18 protein-coding genes are annotated in these 19,909 nt (G+C 60.2%); 4 read left to right on the forward strand and 14 right to left on the reverse strand.

Annotated elements, in window-relative coordinates:
* Window positions 1-249: 249 nt before the first annotated feature.
* From astE to acs, 13 genes are all read right to left on the reverse strand, one after another.
* Entirely contained in the window at window positions 250-1,257 is a 1,008-nt protein-coding gene (astE, locus tag ACRESH_RS22875) for a succinylglutamate desuccinylase (RefSeq protein ID WP_431744116.1), read from the reverse strand.
* 10 nt (window positions 1,258-1,267) lie between these two features.
* Window positions 1,268-1,555 carry a topoisomerase II gene (locus tag ACRESH_RS22880; protein ID WP_274118046.1) on the reverse strand — a complete coding sequence of 96 codons (288 nt, stop codon included), beginning with the start codon at window positions 1,553-1,555 and terminating at the stop codon, window positions 1,268-1,270.
* A 14-nt stretch (window positions 1,556-1,569) separates the two neighbouring features.
* Complete coding sequence (gene astB / locus ACRESH_RS22885) at window positions 1,570-2,919, reverse strand: N-succinylarginine dihydrolase (protein ID WP_431744117.1); 1,350 nt, start codon at window positions 2,917-2,919, stop codon at window positions 1,570-1,572.
* A 24-nt stretch (window positions 2,920-2,943) separates the two neighbouring features.
* Complete coding sequence (astD, locus tag ACRESH_RS22890; protein ID WP_431744129.1) at window positions 2,944-4,410, reverse strand: succinylglutamate-semialdehyde dehydrogenase; 1,467 nt, start codon at window positions 4,408-4,410, stop codon at window positions 2,944-2,946.
* Entirely contained in the window at window positions 4,407-5,432 is a 1,026-nt protein-coding gene (gene astA / locus ACRESH_RS22895; RefSeq protein WP_431744118.1) for an arginine N-succinyltransferase, read from the reverse strand. Before astA ends, astD begins: the two co-directional genes overlap by 4 nt.
* Window positions 5,433-5,507: 75 nt before the next feature.
* Window positions 5,508-6,527, reverse strand: a complete 1,020-nt coding sequence (aruF, locus tag ACRESH_RS22900) for an arginine/ornithine succinyltransferase subunit alpha (protein ID WP_431744119.1) — start codon at window positions 6,525-6,527, stop codon at window positions 5,508-5,510.
* Window positions 6,528-6,660: 133 nt separating this feature from the next.
* Window positions 6,661-7,881 (reverse strand): aspartate aminotransferase family protein, encoded by a 1,221-nt coding sequence (locus ACRESH_RS22905; protein WP_431744120.1) that lies wholly within the window; start codon window positions 7,879-7,881, stop codon window positions 6,661-6,663.
* Window positions 7,882-8,210: 329 nt separating this feature from the next.
* The gene (gene argR / locus ACRESH_RS22910) at window positions 8,211-9,191 is read right to left on the reverse strand and encodes a transcriptional regulator ArgR (RefSeq protein WP_431744121.1); all 981 of its coding nucleotides are present in this window, start codon (window positions 9,189-9,191) and stop codon (window positions 8,211-8,213) included.
* Between the two features lie 98 nt (window positions 9,192-9,289).
* Window positions 9,290-10,054, reverse strand: a complete 765-nt coding sequence (locus ACRESH_RS22915; RefSeq protein ID WP_045189755.1) for an ABC transporter ATP-binding protein — start codon at window positions 10,052-10,054, stop codon at window positions 9,290-9,292.
* A gap of 66 nt (window positions 10,055-10,120) precedes the next feature.
* Window positions 10,121-10,819 (reverse strand): ABC transporter permease, encoded by a 699-nt coding sequence (locus ACRESH_RS22920; protein WP_038613479.1) that lies wholly within the window; start codon window positions 10,817-10,819, stop codon window positions 10,121-10,123.
* A complete protein-coding gene (locus tag ACRESH_RS22925) occupies window positions 10,816-11,505 on the reverse strand; it encodes an ABC transporter permease (protein WP_431744122.1) in 690 nt (229 codons plus the stop codon). Before ACRESH_RS22925 ends, ACRESH_RS22920 begins: the two co-directional genes overlap by 4 nt.
* A 90-nt stretch (window positions 11,506-11,595) precedes the next feature.
* Window positions 11,596-12,381, reverse strand: coding sequence for an ABC transporter substrate-binding protein (locus tag ACRESH_RS22930; RefSeq protein ID WP_431744123.1), 786 nt, complete (start codon window positions 12,379-12,381; stop codon window positions 11,596-11,598).
* A gap of 502 nt (window positions 12,382-12,883) precedes the next feature.
* Complete coding sequence (gene acs / locus ACRESH_RS22935; RefSeq protein ID WP_431744124.1) at window positions 12,884-14,845, reverse strand: acetate--CoA ligase; 1,962 nt, start codon at window positions 14,843-14,845, stop codon at window positions 12,884-12,886.
* A gap of 406 nt (window positions 14,846-15,251) precedes the next feature.
* Between acs and ACRESH_RS22940 the strand changes: the two genes are divergently transcribed.
* Window positions 15,252-15,512 carry a DUF2790 domain-containing protein gene (locus ACRESH_RS22940; protein ID WP_431744125.1) on the forward strand — a complete coding sequence of 87 codons (261 nt, stop codon included), beginning with the start codon at window positions 15,252-15,254 and terminating at the stop codon, window positions 15,510-15,512.
* 122 nt (window positions 15,513-15,634) lie between these two features.
* Here ACRESH_RS22940 and ACRESH_RS22945 read toward each other — a convergent pair whose 3' ends face one another.
* Window positions 15,635-17,194 carry a sigma-54-dependent transcriptional regulator gene (locus ACRESH_RS22945; protein ID WP_431744126.1) on the reverse strand — a complete coding sequence of 520 codons (1,560 nt, stop codon included), beginning with the start codon at window positions 17,192-17,194 and terminating at the stop codon, window positions 15,635-15,637.
* 292 nt (window positions 17,195-17,486) lie between these two features.
* On the opposite strand from ACRESH_RS22945, the gene phhA reads away from it, so the two are divergent.
* The 3 genes from phhA to ACRESH_RS22960 are packed head-to-tail and all read left to right on the forward strand — an operon-like array spanning window position 17,487 to window position 19,867.
* Window positions 17,487-18,275: a phenylalanine 4-monooxygenase gene (gene phhA, locus ACRESH_RS22950; RefSeq protein WP_431744127.1), complete on the forward strand. Its 789-nt coding sequence runs from the start codon at window positions 17,487-17,489 to the stop codon at window positions 18,273-18,275.
* Between the two features lie 42 nt (window positions 18,276-18,317).
* Window positions 18,318-18,674, forward strand: coding sequence for a 4a-hydroxytetrahydrobiopterin dehydratase (locus ACRESH_RS22955; protein WP_038613492.1), 357 nt, complete (start codon window positions 18,318-18,320; stop codon window positions 18,672-18,674).
* Window positions 18,674-19,867 carry an amino acid aminotransferase gene (locus ACRESH_RS22960; RefSeq protein ID WP_431744128.1) on the forward strand — a complete coding sequence of 398 codons (1,194 nt, stop codon included), beginning with the start codon at window positions 18,674-18,676 and terminating at the stop codon, window positions 19,865-19,867. The genes ACRESH_RS22955 and ACRESH_RS22960 overlap by 1 nt, the downstream gene beginning before the upstream one ends.
* Window positions 19,868-19,909 lie beyond the last annotated feature (42 nt).

Genomic DNA, 19,909 nt, shown 5'->3' on the forward strand with positions numbered 1-19,909 from the left:
CACACCGGCCGCTGGGAGCCATTGCCTGGCACCGGCAACCTCGCCGAAACCACTGACTTGGTGGTCAGCTTGCTGGCGCCATATCTCGATCCGGATATTTAAAGCTATTTCAGGGATGTTGTACTAGTGCAGAAACGGGCAGGATAATAGCGGCCAGTGGGAGCGGATTTATCCGCGAAGGGGGGCAGCGCCCCCTCCTACCATGGGACTGCTATGCAGTCCTTCGCGGATAAATCCGCTCCCACGACCTCAGGCCAACTGATCGGGCGTGGTCGGCACGATCAGAATTCCCGCCCGCAAGCCATTCCTCACTTTGGGATTGGGGAAAATGATGCGAGCCCCCTCCTCCTCGACGATCCAGCGGGACTCGGCCAGGTCTTCGGCCAGCAGATAGCCCTTGGACAATTCGGAAAAATTTTCGATATCGGCCGGCAAGTGCAGGCGGAAACTGTCGCTGTGCTTGATGATCTCACGGGCCACGCTAAATAGCTGCAAGCCATCCAACGCGCCGGGCTCCTGCGGCTCGTTGCCTTCGATGATCTGCTTCAGGCGACTCTCCAGACGCTCAAGGTTGACCTGCGCGTTCTGCCCAAAGGGCCGTGCCTTACCCAACTCCAGCGTAAAAGCTTCGGCTTCGAGCTGTTCATAGGTGTAGGCGGTGAAGGTGATTGATGTCTTGCTCTGCAGCAGCACCGCCTCCATGCCGGCCGCACACAGACGCGCCAGTTCGCGACGAGAATGCTGGCGACCTTCCTTGAACGGATAAAGTGCGAACTGTTCGATCTTCGAGCCTCGAATGGCCGTGTGCAGATCGTAGTGCAACCGGGCACGCCCGGGAACACTGAAAAAGGTGGCGGCCAAACGTTCCAGCTCGCAGGCGCGTAACGCCTCCGAACCGCTGGACAGCTCATGCCGACCATTAAACAGGCGATTGACGTCCTGCTCGATGTAACGCTCGCCCTTGCGGATCGCCTCAGGGTTGCCAAACAGGAACAGAACCCGCGCCCGCGGCTTGATCTCGCCTCTGGCAATGCCGTGCAGCAACTCGTCGAGCAACTCGATCGGCGCAGTTTCATTGCCATGGATACCCGCCGACAGCAGCAGATCCATACCGTTGTCACAGGCTTCGGGCGGCTTGACTTCCAGCGCCCCCTCGCCAAGCCAGCGCATGCGCACGCCGTCGACAGTCAGCTGGGTCTTCTCTGCCGGTTCACGACCGGCAAGGGTCAGTTCAAGCAGTTTGCCGAGGGCGAGCATGGGCTATTCCTTAGTGATGGTGGCCGCAATCGGGACCATGAACATGATCATCGTCGCCGGCGTCGGCCGGTTCCATTTCCAGCTGCAGGCTGACCAGGTTGGTGGCCAGCGGGCGCAGCAACAGGTTGGCGTATTCGGCGTCGTCCTCTTCGACGTCGACGCCGATCAGCAGCTGACCACGGCCATCCTGCTGAATCCATACCTCCTTGCCTTGCCAGACCACCGCAAAGCGGGTGCAGGAGGTTTCCAGCTGGGTGCCATCGTCATCTTCAAGGATCAGCTGCAGGGCGTCGGACATAGTCGAATTCTCTCTCAAGGTTGGAGTTGGAACGGATAGACCGAACCCAGTTTGAGAATCTGGGTCAGTTCATCCAGTGCCGTACGACATTCCAGCAACAATTGCGGGTCCGCCAGGTCGGATTCGCTCAGGCGGTCGCGGTAGTGCTTGTCGACCCACTGGGTCAGGGTGTCGTACAGCGAAGCCGTCATGATAACCCCTGGATTGACCGCTGCCAGTTCAGTTTCATTGAGTGCTACGCGCAAACGCAGGCACGCCGGGCCACCGCCGTTCTGCATGCTCTGCTTGAGGTCGAAGACCTTGACCTCGGCAACCGGGCCGCCCTGGCTGGTCAACGCCGACAGGTAGGCCCAGACCCGCTCGTTGTTGCGGCACTCTTCCGGTACGATCAGCAGCATCGAACCGTCGGCACGGGACAGCAGCTGGCTGTTGAACAGGTACGAACGCACCGCATCCTCTACCGTGACAGCCGAGCGTGGCACGCAGATCGCCTTGAAGTTGCCACCCCGTTTAGCCAGTTTAGCCTGCAGTTGGCCAAGCATTGCCTCGGTCTCGAGGAAGGCGTCTTCGTGATAGAACAGCACCTCACCGTTGCCAACTGCGATCACATCATTGTGAAACACACCCTGGTCGATCACCGCCGGGTTCTGCTGGGCGAAGACCACGCCCTCCTCGCTCAGGCCATGCAGGCGGGCGACCGCCTGGGAAGCCTCGAGGGTCTGGCGTGCAGGGTACTTCTGCGGTGCTGGGTAACGGGTGTCGAAGGCGCTGCGGCCATAGACGAAGAACTCCACGCCCGCCTCGCCATAGCTACGGCAGAAGCGGGTGTGGTTGGCCGCACCTTCATCGCCGAACTGAGCCACCGCTGGCAAGGCGCCATGGTGGGCGAAGTGCTGCTGGTTGGCAAACATGGCACTGAGCACGCGGCTGGTAGTGGGGTGTTCGATGCTGCGGTGGTATTTGCAATTGAGGTTGGCGGCAGTGAAATGCACGCGGCCGTCGGCCGTATCAGCACTCGGGCTGACCGTGGCAGCGTTGGCCACCCACATGCTCGATGCCGAGCAGCTGGCGACCAGCAGCGGCATCGCCTCTTTGGCTGCGCGCTGGATAACCTCGGCATCGCTGCCGGAAAAACCCAGACGGCGCAGCGCGCCAACGTCCGGACGCTCCTGCGGAGCCAGGACGCCCTGCTGGAAACCCATCTCCATCAGCGCCTTCATCTTCGCCAGGCCCTGACGCGCGGCTTCGCGCGGGTTGGAGCCCTGCTGGCTGTTGCTCTGCGAGGCAACGTTGCCGTAGGACAGTCCGCCGTAGTTATGCGTCGGTCCCACCAGACCATCAAAGTTCACTTCAAACGATTTCATCGGCAAGGCTCCGTGGACCTTTTGTTATAGGGAGACGCCTGGCGTCAGCGTGGCAGGCAGGGTCAGGCTGGCGGTCTCCAGCGAGGCTACCGGGTAAGCGCAATAGTCGGCCGCATAGTAAGCACTGGCGCGATGGTTGCCGCTGGCACCCACACCACCAAATGGCGCACTGCTGGCAGCGCCGGTCAGTTGCTTGTTCCAGTTGACGATGCCCGCACGGCTTTGCAGCCAGAAATACTGGTAGCGCGCATGAGAGTCGGACAGCAAGCCGGCGGCAAGGCCGTACTGGGTATTGTTGGCTTCGGCAATGGCCGCGTCGAAATCGCTGTAGCGAATGACCTGCAGCAACGGGCCGAAGAACTCTTCGTCCGGGCGATTGGCCACCGCCGTAACGTCGACGATACCTGGGGTCAGCAAGGCAGCAGAGGCTTGCGGCTGGGTCATGTTCAGCAGAGGCACACCGCCGTTGCCCAGCAATTGCGCTTGGGCATCGAGCAATGCCTTGGCCGCAGCCAACGAAATGACCGAGCCCATGAACGGTGCTGGTTGTTGATCGAAGGCACCGACGGAGATGTTCTTGCACACCTCAACCAGACGCTCGAGCAGCGAGTCACCCCATGCGCCTTGCGGTACCAGCAGGCGGCGGGCGCAGGTGCAGCGCTGGCCCGCGGAAATGAACGCCGACTGGATGATGGTGTAGACCGCAGCATCCAGGTCCTTGACCTGATCAACCACCAGCGGGTTGTTGCCGCCCATTTCCAGGGCCAGGATCTTGTCCGGGCGTCCGGCGAACTGCTGGTGCAACAGGTTGCCGGTACGGCTGGAACCGGTGAAGAACAATCCATCAATACCGGGATTGGCGGCGAGGGCCACACCGGTTTCACGCGCACCCTGGACCAGGTTCAATACACCCGCCGGCAGGCCGGCTTCGATCCAGCACTTGACCGTCAGCTCGGCGACCTTGGGGGTCAGCTCGCTGGGCTTGAACACTACGCTGTTACCGGCCAGCAGCGCCGGGACGATATGACCATTAGGCAGGTGACCCGGGAAGTTGTACGGGCCGAACACCGCCACCACGCCGTGGGGCTTGTGGCGCAGCACTGCGGTGGCATCAGCCAGCGGGCCGCTTTTCTCACCTGTACGTTCGCGATAGCTCTGCACCGAAATGGCAACCTTGTTGACCATGCTGGTCACTTCGGTCGCAGCCTCCCACAGCGGTTTGCCGGTCTCTTCACCGATGCAGCGGGCCAACTCGTCGGCATTGGCCTTGAGTGCCGCGGCAAAGGCTTCGAGCACACTGATGCGTGCCTCCAGAGACTGCAATGCCCAACCGGCAAAGGCCTGGCGCGCTGCCTTGACGGCGCTGTCGACCTGTTCGGCGCTAGCGCCCTGGCCTTGCCAGATAACCTTTTGACTGACCGGATCCAGCGATTGCAGCGCTTCGCCCTGCCCTGCCTGCCAACTGCCGGCGATAAAGTGAGTCGTCATTATTTGGCCTCCCGGGCAGCAGACAGCGGCACGGCACGTACCTGGTCGCCCACACTCAAGCGCAAGCGTTTTGCGGTCAACGGATCGACCACCAGGGTTCCGGCCGCCAGGCGCGCGGGTGCCGCAGTGATGCGGCATTCTTCGCGCTTGCGGTTATGGATGATGAATGGAGTGGCGTCGTCGCCCGGCGTACCAACGGCCAACACCAGCGCCTGGCTGTCATGCACCGCACGGATCTTGGCGGTTTCGCATTCCACGGCGGGGCCAGCGTCGAAGATGTCAACATAACCCTGGTAGCTGAAGCCTTCGCTCTTGAGCATGGCCAGCGCCGGCTCGGTGTCGGTGTGCACGCGACCGATCACGCCACGAGCGTCCTCGGAAAGGAAGCAGGTGTACAGCGGAAACTTGGGCATCAGCTCGGCGATGAACGCCTTGTTGCCGACACCGGTAAGGTAATCGGCCTGACTGAACTCCATCTTGAAGAAGTGTCGGCCCAGGCTTTCCCAGAACGGCGAACGCCCCTGCTCATCGGACATGCCGCGCATCTCGGCAATGATCTTGTTGCCGAACAGCTCTGCAAACTCGGCAATGAACAGCAAGCGCGCCTTGGCCAGCAGGCGGCCGTTGAGGCCACTGCGATGGTCGCTACGCAGGAACAACGAGCACAGCTCGGAGTTACCGGTCAGGTCGTTGGCCAGGAACAGGGTCGGGATCTCCCGGTAGATGTTCAGCTCCTGGGAGGCGCTGACGGTCAGGCCGACCCGGTAGTTGTACCAGGGCTCACGCAAGCCGACGGCACCAGCGATGGCGGAAATACCGACCACCACGCCTGCGTCGTTTTCCAGCACGAACAAGTAGTCTGCGTCGCCGCACTCAGCTTCGCCACGGAAGGTCTTCTCGGCCCAGCTGACCCGGTGCGCCAGGCGCTCCTCGTTGGCCGGCAAGGTGGTCAGGCCGGTGCCGGTGCTGCGCGCCAACTCGATCAGCGCAGGTAAATCGCTGCTGCGTACGGGACGAACGATCATGCTATCTCCTCGGGCGGCGGCCTTTGGCCTGCCGCGAAACTCGACCTGGGGTGCTCGGTTATCGAACCGCAGGAATCAAACCGCGACCAGACGCACGCTGGCGCCTTCACCGACGCCCAGGGCTTCGGCGGCTTCAAGACTCAGGGTGACCGGTTTGCCAGGCACCCAGTCCAGTTCCAGCAGCACAGCGCGGTAATCCTGCAGCTGGCCATTGCAGACCAGGTAGGGACGTCCGCCCTTGACTACGGCGCTATCGAGCTTGACCGGCACCACGCGGCTCTGGGCAATCGAACGGATGCTCGAGACCCGCGCATGCAAGGTCGGGCCACCGTCAAAAATGTCGATGTAGTGATCGGTCTCGAAGCCTTCGCGCATCAGAATGTCGAAAGTGATCTGTGCACGCGGATGCACCTGGCCCATGGCCTCTTGCGCGGCATCCGGCAGCAGTGGAACGTAGATCGGGTAGTGCGGCATCAGCTCGGCCAGGAAGGTCCGGCTCTTGAGGCCACACAGGCGCTCGGCCTCGGCATAGTTGAGGTCGAAGAAGTTACGCCCAATGGCATCCCAGAACGGCGAATCACCGTTCTCATCGCTGTAACCGACGATTTCGGTCACCACCGAATCGGCGAAACGCTCAGGGTGAGCGGCCATGAACAGCAGACGAGCACGGGAGTTGAGCTCCGACCAGCCGGTGCCAACCAGCTCGGGCCGTACGTAGAAGCTGGTCAGCAGACTGTTGCCGGTCAGGTCATGGCACTGCGAGAGTACGTGGATCTTGTTGTGGATCTTCAGCTCGCGCGAAGCATGCACAAAGGTCTCGTTACGGAAGCTGTAGAACGGTTCGGAATAGCCAGCCGAGGCGACAATGGCCGAACAGCCGGCCAGCTTGCCGGTGCCGCTGTCTTCAAGCACGAAGAAATAGCTTTCTTCGCCGTTGAAACTGACTTCGGCAGCGAACGACGTCTCCGAAGCGGCAATCTTGTCGCTCAGACGACCGGCATCATCCGGCAAGGACGTGACACCAATCGGGCTGTCCGCTGCCAGACGCTGTACTTCGCCCAGATCAGCCATTTGCGCGGGGCGCATCACCAGCATGGTGTCACTCCTTTCGGGAAAACAGGCCAGCCATTGCTGGCACAGAAAAAAACAGCAGGCGCCCCCTGGGGCACATGCTCTGGAATTCGGATTCACCGGCCCCAAGGACCGGCGAAAGGACCTAAGGCGTCAATCAGGCCTGGGTCAGTTTTGCCGCAGCACGTTCGAAACGGTCCAGGCCTTCGTCGATATCGGCATCTTCGACCACCAGGCTCGGGGCGAAACGCACCACATCGGGACCGGCCTGCAGCACCATCAGGCCTTCTTTCTCGGCAGCGTTGAAAACGTCCTTGGCCTTGCCTTTCCAGGCATCGGACAGCACGCAGCCGATCAGCAGGCCCATGCCGCGGACCTGGGTGAACAGGCCGTACTGCTGGCCGATCTTCTCCAGGCGCGCCTTGAAGCGCTCGTGCTTGGCCTTGACGCCAGCCAGTACCTCAGGAGTGTTGACCACATCCAATACGGCATTGGCCACGGCGCATGCCAGAGGGTTGCCGCCATAGGTAGTGCCGTGGGTGCCAACGACCAGGTGCTTGGCCAAGGCTTCGGTGGTCAGCATGGCGCCGATCGGGAAGCCGCCGCCCAGGCTCTTGGCGCTGGAGAGAATGTCCGGGATCACGCCGTAATGCATGTAGGCGAACAACTCGCCGGTACGACCAACGCCGGTCTGCACTTCGTCGAAGATCAGCAGCGCGTTGTGCTTGTCGCACAGCTCGCGAGCGCCTTGCAGGTAGGCCTTGTCAGCTGGCACCACACCGCTCTCGCCCTGGATCGGCTCGATCACCACGGCGCAGGTCTTGTCGGAGATCTGTGCCTTGAGCGCTTCCAGATCGTTGTACGGCACGTGGCTGATGCCGGTGATCTTCGGGCCGAAGCCTTCGGAGTACTTCGGCTGGCCGCCGACGCTCACGGTGAACAGGGTGCGACCGTGGAAGCTGTTAACGGTGGCGATGATTTCGTGCTTTTCCGGGCCGAAACGATCGTGGGCGACACGGCGGGCCAGCTTGAAGGCGGCCTCGTTGGCTTCGGCGCCGGAGTTGCAGAAGAACGCCCGCTCAGCGAAGGTCGCGTCGACCAGCTTGTGGGCCAGGCGCAGGGCTGGCTCATTGGTGAACACGTTGGACACGTGCCACAGCTTGTTGGCCTGCTCGGTCAGCGCGCCAACCAGCGCCGGATGAGCATGTCCCAAAACGTTCACGGCAATCCCGCCGGCGAAATCGATCAGCTCGCGGCCCGCCTGGTCCCAGACGCGGGAGCCCGCACCACGAACGGGGATAAAGGCCGCCGGTGCGTAATTGGGGACCATTACCTGGTCGAAATCGGCGCGTTGCACCGGAGCTTGCTCAACGGACATCGGAGTCTCCTGAAGAGGAACGCCTGCCTGGAACTGGCGAGCGATGGGGGGATTGTAAGGACAGATCGGCGCCTGACCTTGTCGCCAAGCGACAACTTCTTATAGCGCCAAACCCTGTTTTACCAAGGCTTTCGGCAATGCGACAAATAGGGTCGCAAAGGCGCAGTTTAAACGGTGCGGGGGGATGGGTGGGAGATTCTGTATGGACGGCTCTGTGGGAGCGGATTCATCCGCGAAGGGTCGCAACGCGGCCTCGAAGATGGGAGTGCTGCGCAGTCCTTCGCGGATGAATCCGCTCCTACGATATGGACTGCCCCGCGATTAAAAAATCAACCGCGCTCGGCAGGCACCGAAGACAACTCAAAAGGACTGCTGCTACGTCGCTGGTTGCGATCCTCCCGCGGCGTTGCGCCAAAGAAGTTGCGATAAGCGCTGGAGAAATGCGGCCCCGAAGAGAACCCACAGGACAAGCCGATCTGGATGATCGACTTGCTGGTCTGCATCAACATCTGCCGCGCCTTGTTCAAGCGCAGCTCCAGGTAGTACTGACTCGGCACCCGATTCAGGTACTGTTTGAAGATCCGCTCCAGCTGGCGTCGCGAAACACACACATGCTGGGCGATCTCGTCGGTGGTCAGCGGCTCTTCGATGTTGGCCTCCATCAGCAGCACAGCCTGGGTCAGCTTTGGATGACTCGACCCCAGGCGATTTTGCAACGGAATACGCTGACGCTCACCGCCCTCACGAATCCGCTCGACCACCAACTCTTCGGACACCGCTCCGGCAAGCTCGGCACCATGATCCCGGGCCAGCAAGGCCAGCAACAGATCGATCACCGACATCCCACCACAGGCAGTCAGGCGATCACGATCCCAGTCAAACAGATGACTGGTGGCAATGACCTTGGGGAAACGTTCGGCAAAATCATCCTGCCAACGCCAGTGCACCGCCGCGCGATAGCCGTCGAGCAAACCCAGTTGAGCCAACGGGTAAACCCCCGCTGACAGTCCACCGATTACGCAACCGGCACGGGCCAACTGCTTGAGTGCGCTGGCCAGCCCCGACGCCACCGCCTGAGGCGGCTCATCGGCCAGTAAAAACAGCTTCTGGCAACCTTCCAGGCGCCCCGCCCAAGGCTCACCCGGCAAGCGCCAGGCACCTTCGGCCGCGGGCTCGGACTGCAGAAACGACAACTCGTAGACCACCTCTGGATGCACCCGCTGGGCAACCCGCAACACCTCTTCGGCCAGCGCCAGGGTCAGGGCTTTGGTGCTGGGCCAGATGAGAAAACCGATTCGCTGGGTGGTCATGGGATGCGGTCCGAAACCTGAGAGAGGTCAACAAGATAGAGCCCGGTCAGGCTGCGATGAATTCGCAGCATGACCCATTTTGGTGCAAAACAGCAGCCTTACTTCAAGCTGCCCGAAAGGAACTGCTGCAGACGCTCGGATTGCGGGTTGACCAGCACTTCGCGTGGATTGCCACTCTCCTCCACCAGGCCTTTGTGCAGGAACACCAACTGGTTCGACACCTCACGGGCAAAGCCCATCTCGTGGGTAACCACCACCATGGTCCGGCCTTCCTGGGCCAACGCCTGCATGACCTTGAGCACATCCCCGACCAGCTCCGGGTCGAGCGCCGAGGTCGGCTCGTCGAACAGCATGACTTCCGGCTCCATGGCCAGCGCACGGGCAATCGCCACACGCTGCTGCTCACCACCGGACATATGCCCAGGATAGGCGTCCTTGCGATGGGCAACCCCGACCTTGGCCAGATAATGCTCGGCTTTTTCCAGGGCGTCCTTCTTCGACATACCCAGCACGTGCACCGGTGCTTCGATGATGTTTTCCAGCGCAGTCATGTGCGACCACAGGTTGAAATGCTGGAACACCATCGACAGACGCGAACGCATGCGTTGCAACTGCTTGGGATCGGCTGCCTTGAGTGCGCCGTCCTTGTTTGCCACCAGCTTGAGCTCTTCATTGTTGAGCAGGATCTTGCCCGCGTGCGGCTGCTCGAGCAGGTTGATGCAGCGCAGGAAAGTACTCTTGCCCGAACCACTGGAGCCGATGATGCTGATCACGTCGCCCGCCTTGGCAGCCAGGGACACGCCCTTGAGCACTTCGTGACTGCCGTAGCGTTTATGCAGATCTTGGATTTCGAGTTTGTACATGCTGTCGATTCTCACAAAGCAGTCAGTCTTGAGCTAACGCTCAGGGCGAAAAAGTTGGCGCAGGCCTCAGTGCTTGCGCGGCGCCAGGTAGCCGAGCCAGCGGCGCTCGGCCAGCTTGAACAGGCGCACCAGAATGAACGTCAGGCACAGGTAGAACACGCCGGCGGTGATATAGGCTTCGAACGGCAGGTAATACTGGGCATTGACCGTGCGCGCCGCACCGGTGATGTCGATCAGGGTGACGATCGACGCCAGACTGGTGGTCTGCAGCATCATGATCACTTCGTTGCTGTACTGCGGCAGGGCCCGGCGCAGGGCCGACGGCAGCAGGATGCGACGGTACATCTTGACCCGCGACATGCCCATGGCCTTGGCCGCCTCGATCTCGCCATGGGGCGTCGCCTTGAGGCTACCGGCAATGATTTCCGCAGTGTAGGCGCTGGTGTTGATGGCAAAGGCCAGGCAGGCGCAGAAGGTCGCACTCGACAGCCATGGCCAGAGGAAACTTTCACGCACGGCTTCGAACTGAGCCAGACCGTAGTAGATCAGAAACAGCTGCACCAGCATCGGCGTGCCGCGGATCACGTAGGTGTAGAGCCAGGCGGTCATGTTCACCAGCGGCTGCTTGGACACCCGCATCAACCCCAGCGGGATCGCTGCCAGCAAACCGAACAGCAGCGACAGCGCCAGCAACTTGAGGGTGGTCAGCAAACCACCCAGGTACAGCGGCAGCGCCTCCCAGATGACGTTGTAGTCGAAAATCATAGTTCAGCCGCCTTTACGCCAACCGAGTAGCGCTTCTCGAGGTAACGCAGGGCCAGCAGCGAGACACTGGTGAGCACCAGGTACAGGGCCGCGACCGCCAGGAAGAAAGTGAAAGGCTCGCGGGTGGCATCAGCCGCCTGCTTGGCCTTGAACATCATGTCCTGCAGGCCGACCACCGAAATCAGCGCCGTAGCCTTGGTCAAGACCAGCCAATTGTTGGTGAAGCCTGGAATCGCCAGGCGAATCATCTGCGGCACCATGACCCGGAAGAACACCTGCAGGCTGCTCATGCCATAGGCCATGCCAGCCTCGGCCTGCCCCTTGGGAATAGCCATGAAGGCCCCGCGGAAGGTTTCCGAAAGATAGGCACCGAAAATGAAGCCCAGGGTACCGATACCTGCCATCAACGGATTGAGGTCGATGTAATCGTCATATCCAAGCAGGGGTGCTACGCGGTTGAGCAGGTCCTGACCACCGTAGAAAATCAGCAGGATCAAAACCAGATCGGGAATCCCGCGGATCACCGTGGAATACAGGTCGCCCAGCCAAGCCAGCCAACGCACTGGCGACAGGCGCAGGGCCACACCGATAAGGCCGAGTACAATGGCCAGGGCCATGGACGACAAGGCAAGCTGCAGCGTGAGCCACACGCCGTCGAGGATAACTGCCCCGTAGCCTTTCAACATGATGAGGTCCTCGACCTTAGGGATGAAAAAATGGTGCAAACCTCAGAGCCTCTGCTGCTTGCACCATTACACAGGTGAAACGTCGACGATTTACTTGGCTTCAGGGCCGTAGATGTCGAAGTTGAAGTACTTGTCCTGAATCTCTTTGTACTTGCCGTTGGCGCGGATGGCCGCGATGGCAGCGTTGATGCGATCCAGGTTGGCTTTGTCGCCTTTGCGCACGGCAATGCCGACGCCATCACCGAAGTACTTCACGTCAGTGAAGGATGGACCGACGAAGGCGTAACCCTTGCCAGCGTCAGTCTTGAGGAAGCCATCTTCAAGCAGCGTAGCATCGGCCACGGTGCCATCCAGACGACCGGCAGCGACATCCAGGTAGATTTCGTTCTGGGTGCCGTAAGGAACGATGGTGGCGCCTTGTGGAGCCAGGACTTCCTTGGCGAAGCGGTCGTGGATCGAGCCACGCTGCACGCCGATCTTCTTGCCCTTGAGCTCGGCCAGGTTGTCGCTGACGGTAGTGCCTTCCTTCATCACCAAGCGTGCTGGAGTCAGGTAGTACTTGCCGGTGAAGTCCACGGACTTCTTGCGATCGTCGGTGATCGACATGGATGAGAGGATGGCGTCGATCTTGCGCACTTTCAGCGCTGGGATCAGGCCGTCGAATTCTTGCTCGACCCAGGTGCACTTGACCTTCATCTCTTCGCACAGGGCGTTGCCGATGTCGTAGTCGAAGCCGACGATGCTGCCGTCCGGCGCTTTCGAGGCGAACGGTGGGTAGGCGGCCTCGATACCGATTTTCAGCGGTTTCTCATCAGCCAGCGATGCCAGGGAAAACACGGACAGCGCCAGTGCGCCAAGCAGTGCGAGTTTCTTCATCTGGAACTCCATCGGTAAAGGGCAATACGAGGCAGCGCGTAACAACTGCCCGATATGCGAATGGGTACAACGCGAGCTGCGCAGGGTCGACGAAGGTCGAACGCCACGAGCGAGTGATCGGCATTTTAACGACAGCTCCGAAGCCGATATTTCCTCAATGCGACAACTAGTTATAGAAGCGCAGGAACACAGGGGCGGAGATATTGACAGCTTTCGCGGAATATGCAAAAGCAAAAGACAAATAACCAATCAATGAAGCAATAAGCGGGCCTATTATTGGCAAAGCCTTCTAATCCGGCAAGCTTAGCGTTTCAGCACACTGAAATCGATGGCGTAAACGCTGGGAAATTGGGCGGCAACGTTTCCCTTTGCCCCGTTGATGAGCAATCGTGGTGACAGATTGGTTACCGATGATTGTCGAAGTAACAGAAAGCACAAAGCCCCGCTGGCGTAGCCAGGCGGGGCTTCTTGTTGTGGCTTGGTGGGCCCTGCGATGCGTTTATCAGGCCGAAGCCAGGTTCATGGACTTGTGGGTATCGATCAAATGCTGCACCACACTCGGATCAGCCAGGGTCGAGATATCGCCCAGGGCGTCGTACTCGGCCGTGGCAATCTTGCGCAGGATACGGCGCATGATCTTGCCCGAACGGGTCTTGGGCAAGCCTGGCGCCCACTGGATGACATCCGGCGAAGCAATCGGGCCGATTTCCTTGCGCACCCAGTTTTTCAACTCCAGACGCAGCGCTTCGTTCGGCTCCTCGCCACCGTTGAGGGTGACATAGACATAGATGCCCTGCCCCTTGATGTCATGCGGCACACCGACCACTGCAGCCTCGGCCACTTTCGGGTGGGCAACCATGGCGCTTTCGATCTCGGCGGTGCCCATACGGTGACCCGAAACGTTGAGCACGTCGTCGACACGGCCAGTGATCCAGTAGTAACCGTCTTCGTCGCGACGGGCGCCGTCACCGGTGAAGTACATGCCACGGAAGGTCTTGAAGTAGGTATCGACGAAACGATCGTGATCGCCGTACAGCGAACGCGACTGGCCCGGCCAGGAATCGAGGATCACCAGATTGCCTTCGGCAGCACCATCGATCAGGTTGCCCAGGTTGTCCACCAGCGCCGGCACCACACCAAAGAATGGACGCGTCGCCGAACCCGGCTTGAGCGCGGTAGCACCTGGCAGCGGGCTGATCAGTACACCACCGGTTTCGGTCTGCCACCAGGTATCGACGATCGGGCAACGCCCCTTGCCGACAGTCTGGTAGTACCAGTTCCAGGCTTCCGGGTTGATCGGCTCACCCACCGAACCGAGCAAGCGCAAGCTGGAGCCATCGGCCCCCGCAACGGCCGCCTGACCTTCAGCCATCATCGCGCGGATGGCGGTCGGGGCGGTATAGAGGATATTGACCTTGTGCTTGTCGATGATCTTCGACACACGAGTGATATCCGGATAGTTCGGCACGCCTTCAAACAGGACGGTGGTCGCGCCATTGGCCAGCGGGCCGTAGACGATGTAGCTGTGACCGGTCACCCAGCCGACGTCTGCGGTGCACCAGTAGACTTCACCCGGACGGTAGTCGAACACCCGCTCATGGGTCAGTGCGGCATACACCATATAGCCGCCAGTGGTGTGCAGTACGCCCTTGGGCTTGCCGGTTGAGCCAGAGGTATAGAGGATGAACAGCGCCTCTTCGGCACCCATCTCTTTCGGCGCGCAGTGACTGGAAGCGACCTTCATCAGGTCTTCGTACCAGATATCACGATGCTGGTGCCAGGCAATGTCACCACCGGTGCGCTTGCACACGATGATCTTCTGCACGCTGGCGGTTTCCGGGTTGGTCAGCGCCAGGTCAACATTGGCCTTGAGCGGGGTGCGACGACCACCACGCAGACCTTCGTCGGCGGTAATCACCACTTTCGACTTGCAATCGATGATTCGGCCGGCCAGGGCCTCGGGGGAGAAGCCACCGAAGACCACCGAGTGAATCGCGCCGATACGGGCACAGGCCAGCATCGCCACCACGGCCTCAGGAATCATCGGCATGTAAATGGTGACCACGTCACCACGGTGCACGTCCTGGCCGCGCAGGGCGTTGGCGAATTTGCACACCTGCTCGTGCAGCTCGCGGTAGGTAATGTTGCGGTGCTCGGAAGGATCATCACCTTCCCAGATGATTGCGACCTGATCACCACGCTCGGCAAGGTGGCGGTCCAGGCAGTTGTAGGAGACGTTCAGAGTGCCGTCGGCAAACCATTTGATATCGACATGGTGATCGTCGAAGGAGGTCTGCTTGACCTTGGTGAAGGGCTTGATCCAGTCCAGGCGCTGAGCCTGCTCACGCCAGAAGCCGTCCGGATTGATCACCGACTGCTGGTACATGGCCTTGTAGGTCGCCTCATCAGTCAGCGTGGTGGCCGCAACCTCGGGACGAACGGGATACAGGGGAGCCGCACTCATCTTTATCTACCTCGGTGTAATAGTTGTTTTTGTATGACCTCGTTGTAACTGTACCAGACCTCGCCGGCCATTCGACGTTGGTAGTAACACCCTGCTCTTTTGCGCCGCTGCAATTGACCGCAGGCTCAAATCCGGGCAGTGACGCCCGTAAAAATAAAATCCTGCGATTGCAAGCAAGCGATTGTTACGGTTTTCATCAACAGTGTTTATCAAAACGTCATCTGTTTAAGGCACACGCCCGCCCCTAAAATTCGCCTCGCCAGCAACGGCATCCAGATTAACTTCTTGTTACAGCCCCCACGAAGGCCGTTAATCCCGAGATAACCCTGATAGTTGAACTTTAGTTGTACACGCGGCGCCACAAGCGCTGCGTGCCCCCTTACGACCTTAGACAGGTAAAATGAAAATGAAAGCTTTACTGGTATTGGCACTTGGTAGTCTTTGCAGCGCGGCGATGGCTGACGAAGTTGCAAGCGGTGGCGCCGAGCAGATTCCGGTTGAACAGTACAGTTACTCGCAGCATCTGGACATCGCCAAAGTCATTTCCATGAGCGAAGTCCCGAACGTCTGCGAGGTGGTCCCGGCACGCATGACCTACGAGGACTCGCAGGGCCAGAAGCATATTCTCGAGTACCGTGTGATGGGCAACGGTTGCTCCAACGGATAATCTGAAGATTACCGCTCGCCGCACCTCGATCACTCCGGTGCGAGGTGCGCGGTTCAAATAACGCGCAGTCAATCATTGCCCTTCAATAAATGCCTGCTGACAACGCTGTCATTAAAATTGTTTTATTCCGCCGACTTGCCAACAGCATGTTCGCGCAACTTGTTGGCTATCGTGGTATGTGAAACACCCAGCCGCTTACCCAAAGCCCGACTGCTGGGAAATTCACTCATCAATTGTTCCAGCACGGCCTTTTCGAACCGCCCGATAATGTCGCCCAAATCACCTTCCAGAGAGAACTCACCCAACGGTTGGCGGGCACCGTAATCCGGCAAGCGAATGTGCTCGCTCTTGACCACCCCGCCATCACACAGCGATACCGCCTGGAACAACACGTTCTCCAACTGGCGCACGTTACCTGGCCAGTGATACTGACTGAGACGCTCCATGGCCGCCGGCGCCAGGCGCGGTAAGGGGCAACCGATCTGCCGACTGGCCTGATCGAGAAAGTGCTCGACCAGCGGCGGTAACCCGTCCAGGCACTCGCGCAACGGCGGGATATGCAGCGAAAGCACATTGAGGCGATGATAGAGATCCTGACGGAACTCGCCGCGAGCGCAGAGCTCCGACAGGTCAACCTGGGTTGCACAGATAACCCGTACATCCAGATACACCTCCTCGTCGCTGCCGACTCGACGGAAGCAACCATCCTGCAAAAAACGCAGTAACTTGACCTGCAAACGCGGGCTCATTTCACCCACGCCATCGAGGAACAGGGTGCCACCGGCCGTCAACTCCAACAGCCCCAGCTTGCCTTCGGCCCGCGCGCCCTCGAATGCGCCCGGACCATAGCCGAACAACTCAGTCTCAGCCATGGACTCAGGCAGACCAGCACAATTGAGCGCCATCAACGGCGCCTGCCCGCGTGGGCTGGCCAGGTGACAGGCACGCGCCAGCAGCTCCTTGCCGGTGCCGGTTTCTCCTTCAATCAGCAGTGGCGCATCCAGCGGTGCCATGCGCCGAGCCTCACGAACCACCGCAGCCATCACCCGCGAACTCTGGAAGATGCTGTCAAAGCCGCGCAGCTCCTGCTTGCGTACGTTGTAGATACGCTCGCCGATACGGTCGGCACGGTGCAGGGTCAGCACCGCCCCCGCCAGGGCCTCGCTGTCGTCATGCTCCGATTGCAGCGGCGCGATGTCTGCCAGGAACACATCGCCCTTGACCTTGACCCGCAAGCCATTGATCCGCGACTTGTTGGCCCGCACCAGTTCCGGCAAGTCAAAGTCTTCGGCATAACGCGACAACGGGATACCCGGGACCTCGTCCACCCGCACCCCGAGCAACTGCGCCGCGGCCCGGTTCGCCGCCACGATGGAGCCACCCATGTCGATCGACAGCACGGGGAAATCCAGAGCCCCCAGCAAGGCATTGAGCTCCATGTGCCGTCGCTCACTAGGCATCAAGCCCACGCGCTTGACCCCAAACACGCCGGCAATCGACTCGAACTTGGGCCGCAAGGCCTGGAACTGCAGGTTGATCAGGTTGGGGCAGTGCAGATAGATGGCATTGCCATGCTCGCCTCCGACCTCGCCGCGAGCGACGTTGATGCCGTACTCGACCAGCAGGTTGAGGATGTCGCGCAGAATGCCGATGCGGTTCTGGCAATGCACTTTGATACGCATTAAATGTCTTACCTATAGGTCTGAGACGAGCCTTGGCACCTGACGGGCCGGCATTTATTTACCGACCCAGAAGAATTTCCGTAAAGATTACGTGACAAAAAGCTGGGTAGCGAGAAAGAACGTCCGCTGATTTTTCGGCCTTTTGTCATTTTTGTAAAGTTATCGTTACAGAAAACGCCTCGTTTAGCCAGTCCCGCAAGGCGTCGGACCGATGCAAAGTGCAGCGCAGCGGGTTATTCCTTAAGTAACGGCTTGAACACATAACAAAAAAGGCCCTCAGCAGGAGAGCAGTATGAAACACACGCAATACGTGGCTCGCGAGCCCGATGCGCAAGGGTTTATCGACTACCCGCAACAGGAACACGCGGTGTGGAACACCCTGATTACCCGCCAACTGAAAGTGATCGAGGGCCGCGCGTGCCAGGAATACCTGGACGGCATCGAACAGCTGGGCCTGCCGCACGACCGCATCCCACAGTTGGGCGAGATCAACAAAGTGCTGGGTGCCACCACTGGCTGGGAAGTCGCCCGGGTGCCTGCGCTTATCCCGTTCCAGACCTTTTTCGAACTGCTGGCCAGCAAGCGCTTTCCAGTGGCGACCTTCATCCGCAGCGAAGAAGAGCTCGACTACCTGCAAGAACCGGATATTTTCCACGAGATCTTCGGCCACTGTCCGTTGCTGACCAACCCCTGGTTCGCCGAATTCACCCACACCTATGGCAAGCTCGGCCTGCAGGCGAGCAAAGAAGAGCGCGTCTACCTCGCCCGTCTTTACTGGATGACCATCGAATTCGGTCTGGTCGATACCCCGCAGGGCCGTAAAATCTACGGCGGCGGCATCCTTTCCTCGCCGAAAGAGACTGTCTACAGCCTGTCCGACGAACCTGAGCACCAGGCCTTCGATCCGCTGGAAGCCATGCGCACGCCGTATCGCATCGACATCCTGCAACCGCTGTACTTTACCCTGCCGAACCTCAAGCGCCTGTTCGACCTGGCCCACGAAGACATCATGGGCATGGTCCAAACAGCGATGAAGATGGGCCTGCATGCACCGAAATTTCCACCTAAGGTTGCTGCCTGAGCAACCTTGCAAACCAATAACAAACCACTTGCGGAAAACCTTATGAACGCCTTGAACCAAGCCCACTGCGAAGCCTGCCGTGCCGATGCTCCACAGGTCAGCGATGAAGAACTGCCGGTACTGATCAAGCAGATCCCGGATTGGAACATCGAAGTCCGTGACGGCATCATGCAGCTGGAAAAAGTCTTCCTGTTCAAGAATTTCAAACACGCCCTGGCCTTTACCAATGCCGTTGGCGAGATTTCCGAAGCAGAAGGCCATCACCCAGGCCTGCTGACCGAGTGGGGCAAAGTCACCGTGACCTGGTGGAGCCACTCGATCAAAGGCCTGCACCGTAACGACTTCATCATGGCCGCGCGCACCGACGAGGTCGCCAAAACCGCCGAAGGCCGCAAATAATGCACTTCAGCGCGATTGGGCGCGTACCCGGCGATCCGATTCTGGGGCTGATGGAGGCTTACGCCAACGACAGTAATCCACACAAGTTCGATCTGGGTGTTGGCGTATTCAAGGACGCCCAGGGCCAGACGCCGATTCCTGCTGCGGTCAAACTCGCCGAACAGCGCCTGCTCGACCAACAGTCGAGCAAAAGCTACGTCGGCGGTCATGGCGACGCTGATTTCGGTCGCCTGATCAGCGAACTGGTGTTGGGTAGCAGCTCGGCACTGCTGGCCAGCAAACGTGCGGGCGCTACCCAGACACCGGGCGGCACTGGTGCTCTGCGCCTTGCAGCGGAGTTCATCGCACACTGCCTGCCGGGCCGCGGCATCTGGCTGAGCGACCCAACCTGGCCGATCCATGAAACCATCTTCGCCGGTACCGGCCTGAAGGTCAGCCACTACCCCTACGTCGGCGCGGACAACCGCCTGAACGTGGCCGGGATGCTGGCCGCCCTGGAAGCCACGCCAAAAGGCGATGTGGTGCTGCTGCACGCCTGCTGCCACAACCCGACCGGCTTCGACCTGTCCCAGGATGACTGGCGTGCGGTACTGCAAGTGGTGCGCCGCCGCGAGCTGCTGCCGCTGATCGACTTTGCCTATCAGGGCTTCGGCGACGGCCTGGAAGAAGACGCCTGGGCGGTCCGGCTGTTCGCCGCCGAACTGCCTGAGCTGCTGATCACCAGCTCCTGCTCGAAAAACTTCGGCCTCTACCGTGATCGCACCGGCGCTCTGCTGGTGTGCAGCCATGATGCCGAGAAGCTGCTGGATGTTCGCAGTCAACTGGCACTGCTGGCGCGCAACCTGTGGTCGACACCGCCGGACCATGGCGCTGCGGTGGTAGCGCAGATTCTCGGTGATGCGGCGCTGAAGCAACTTTGGCTCGAAGAAGTCGAAACCATGCGCCAGCGCATTGCCCATCTGCGGGTGGGCCTGGTCGAGGCACTGGCACCTCACGGCCTGAGCGAACGCTTTGCACACATTGCCGCGCAACGCGGGATGTTTTCCTATACCGGCTTGTCGCCGGAGCAGGTCAAGCAACTGCGTGAACGGCATAGCGTGTACATGGTTGGCACCGGCAGAGCGAACATCGCTGGCGCTGATGCGGCACGCCTCGAGGCATTGGCTGCGGCTATCGCTGACGTCTGTCGCTGAGAAAGCATCGCGGGGCAAGCCCGCTTCCACACTGTGGAAGCG

This window comes from Pseudomonas sp. (assembly GCF_050739775.1).
Lineage (GTDB): Bacteria > Pseudomonadota > Gammaproteobacteria > Pseudomonadales > Pseudomonadaceae > Aquipseudomonas.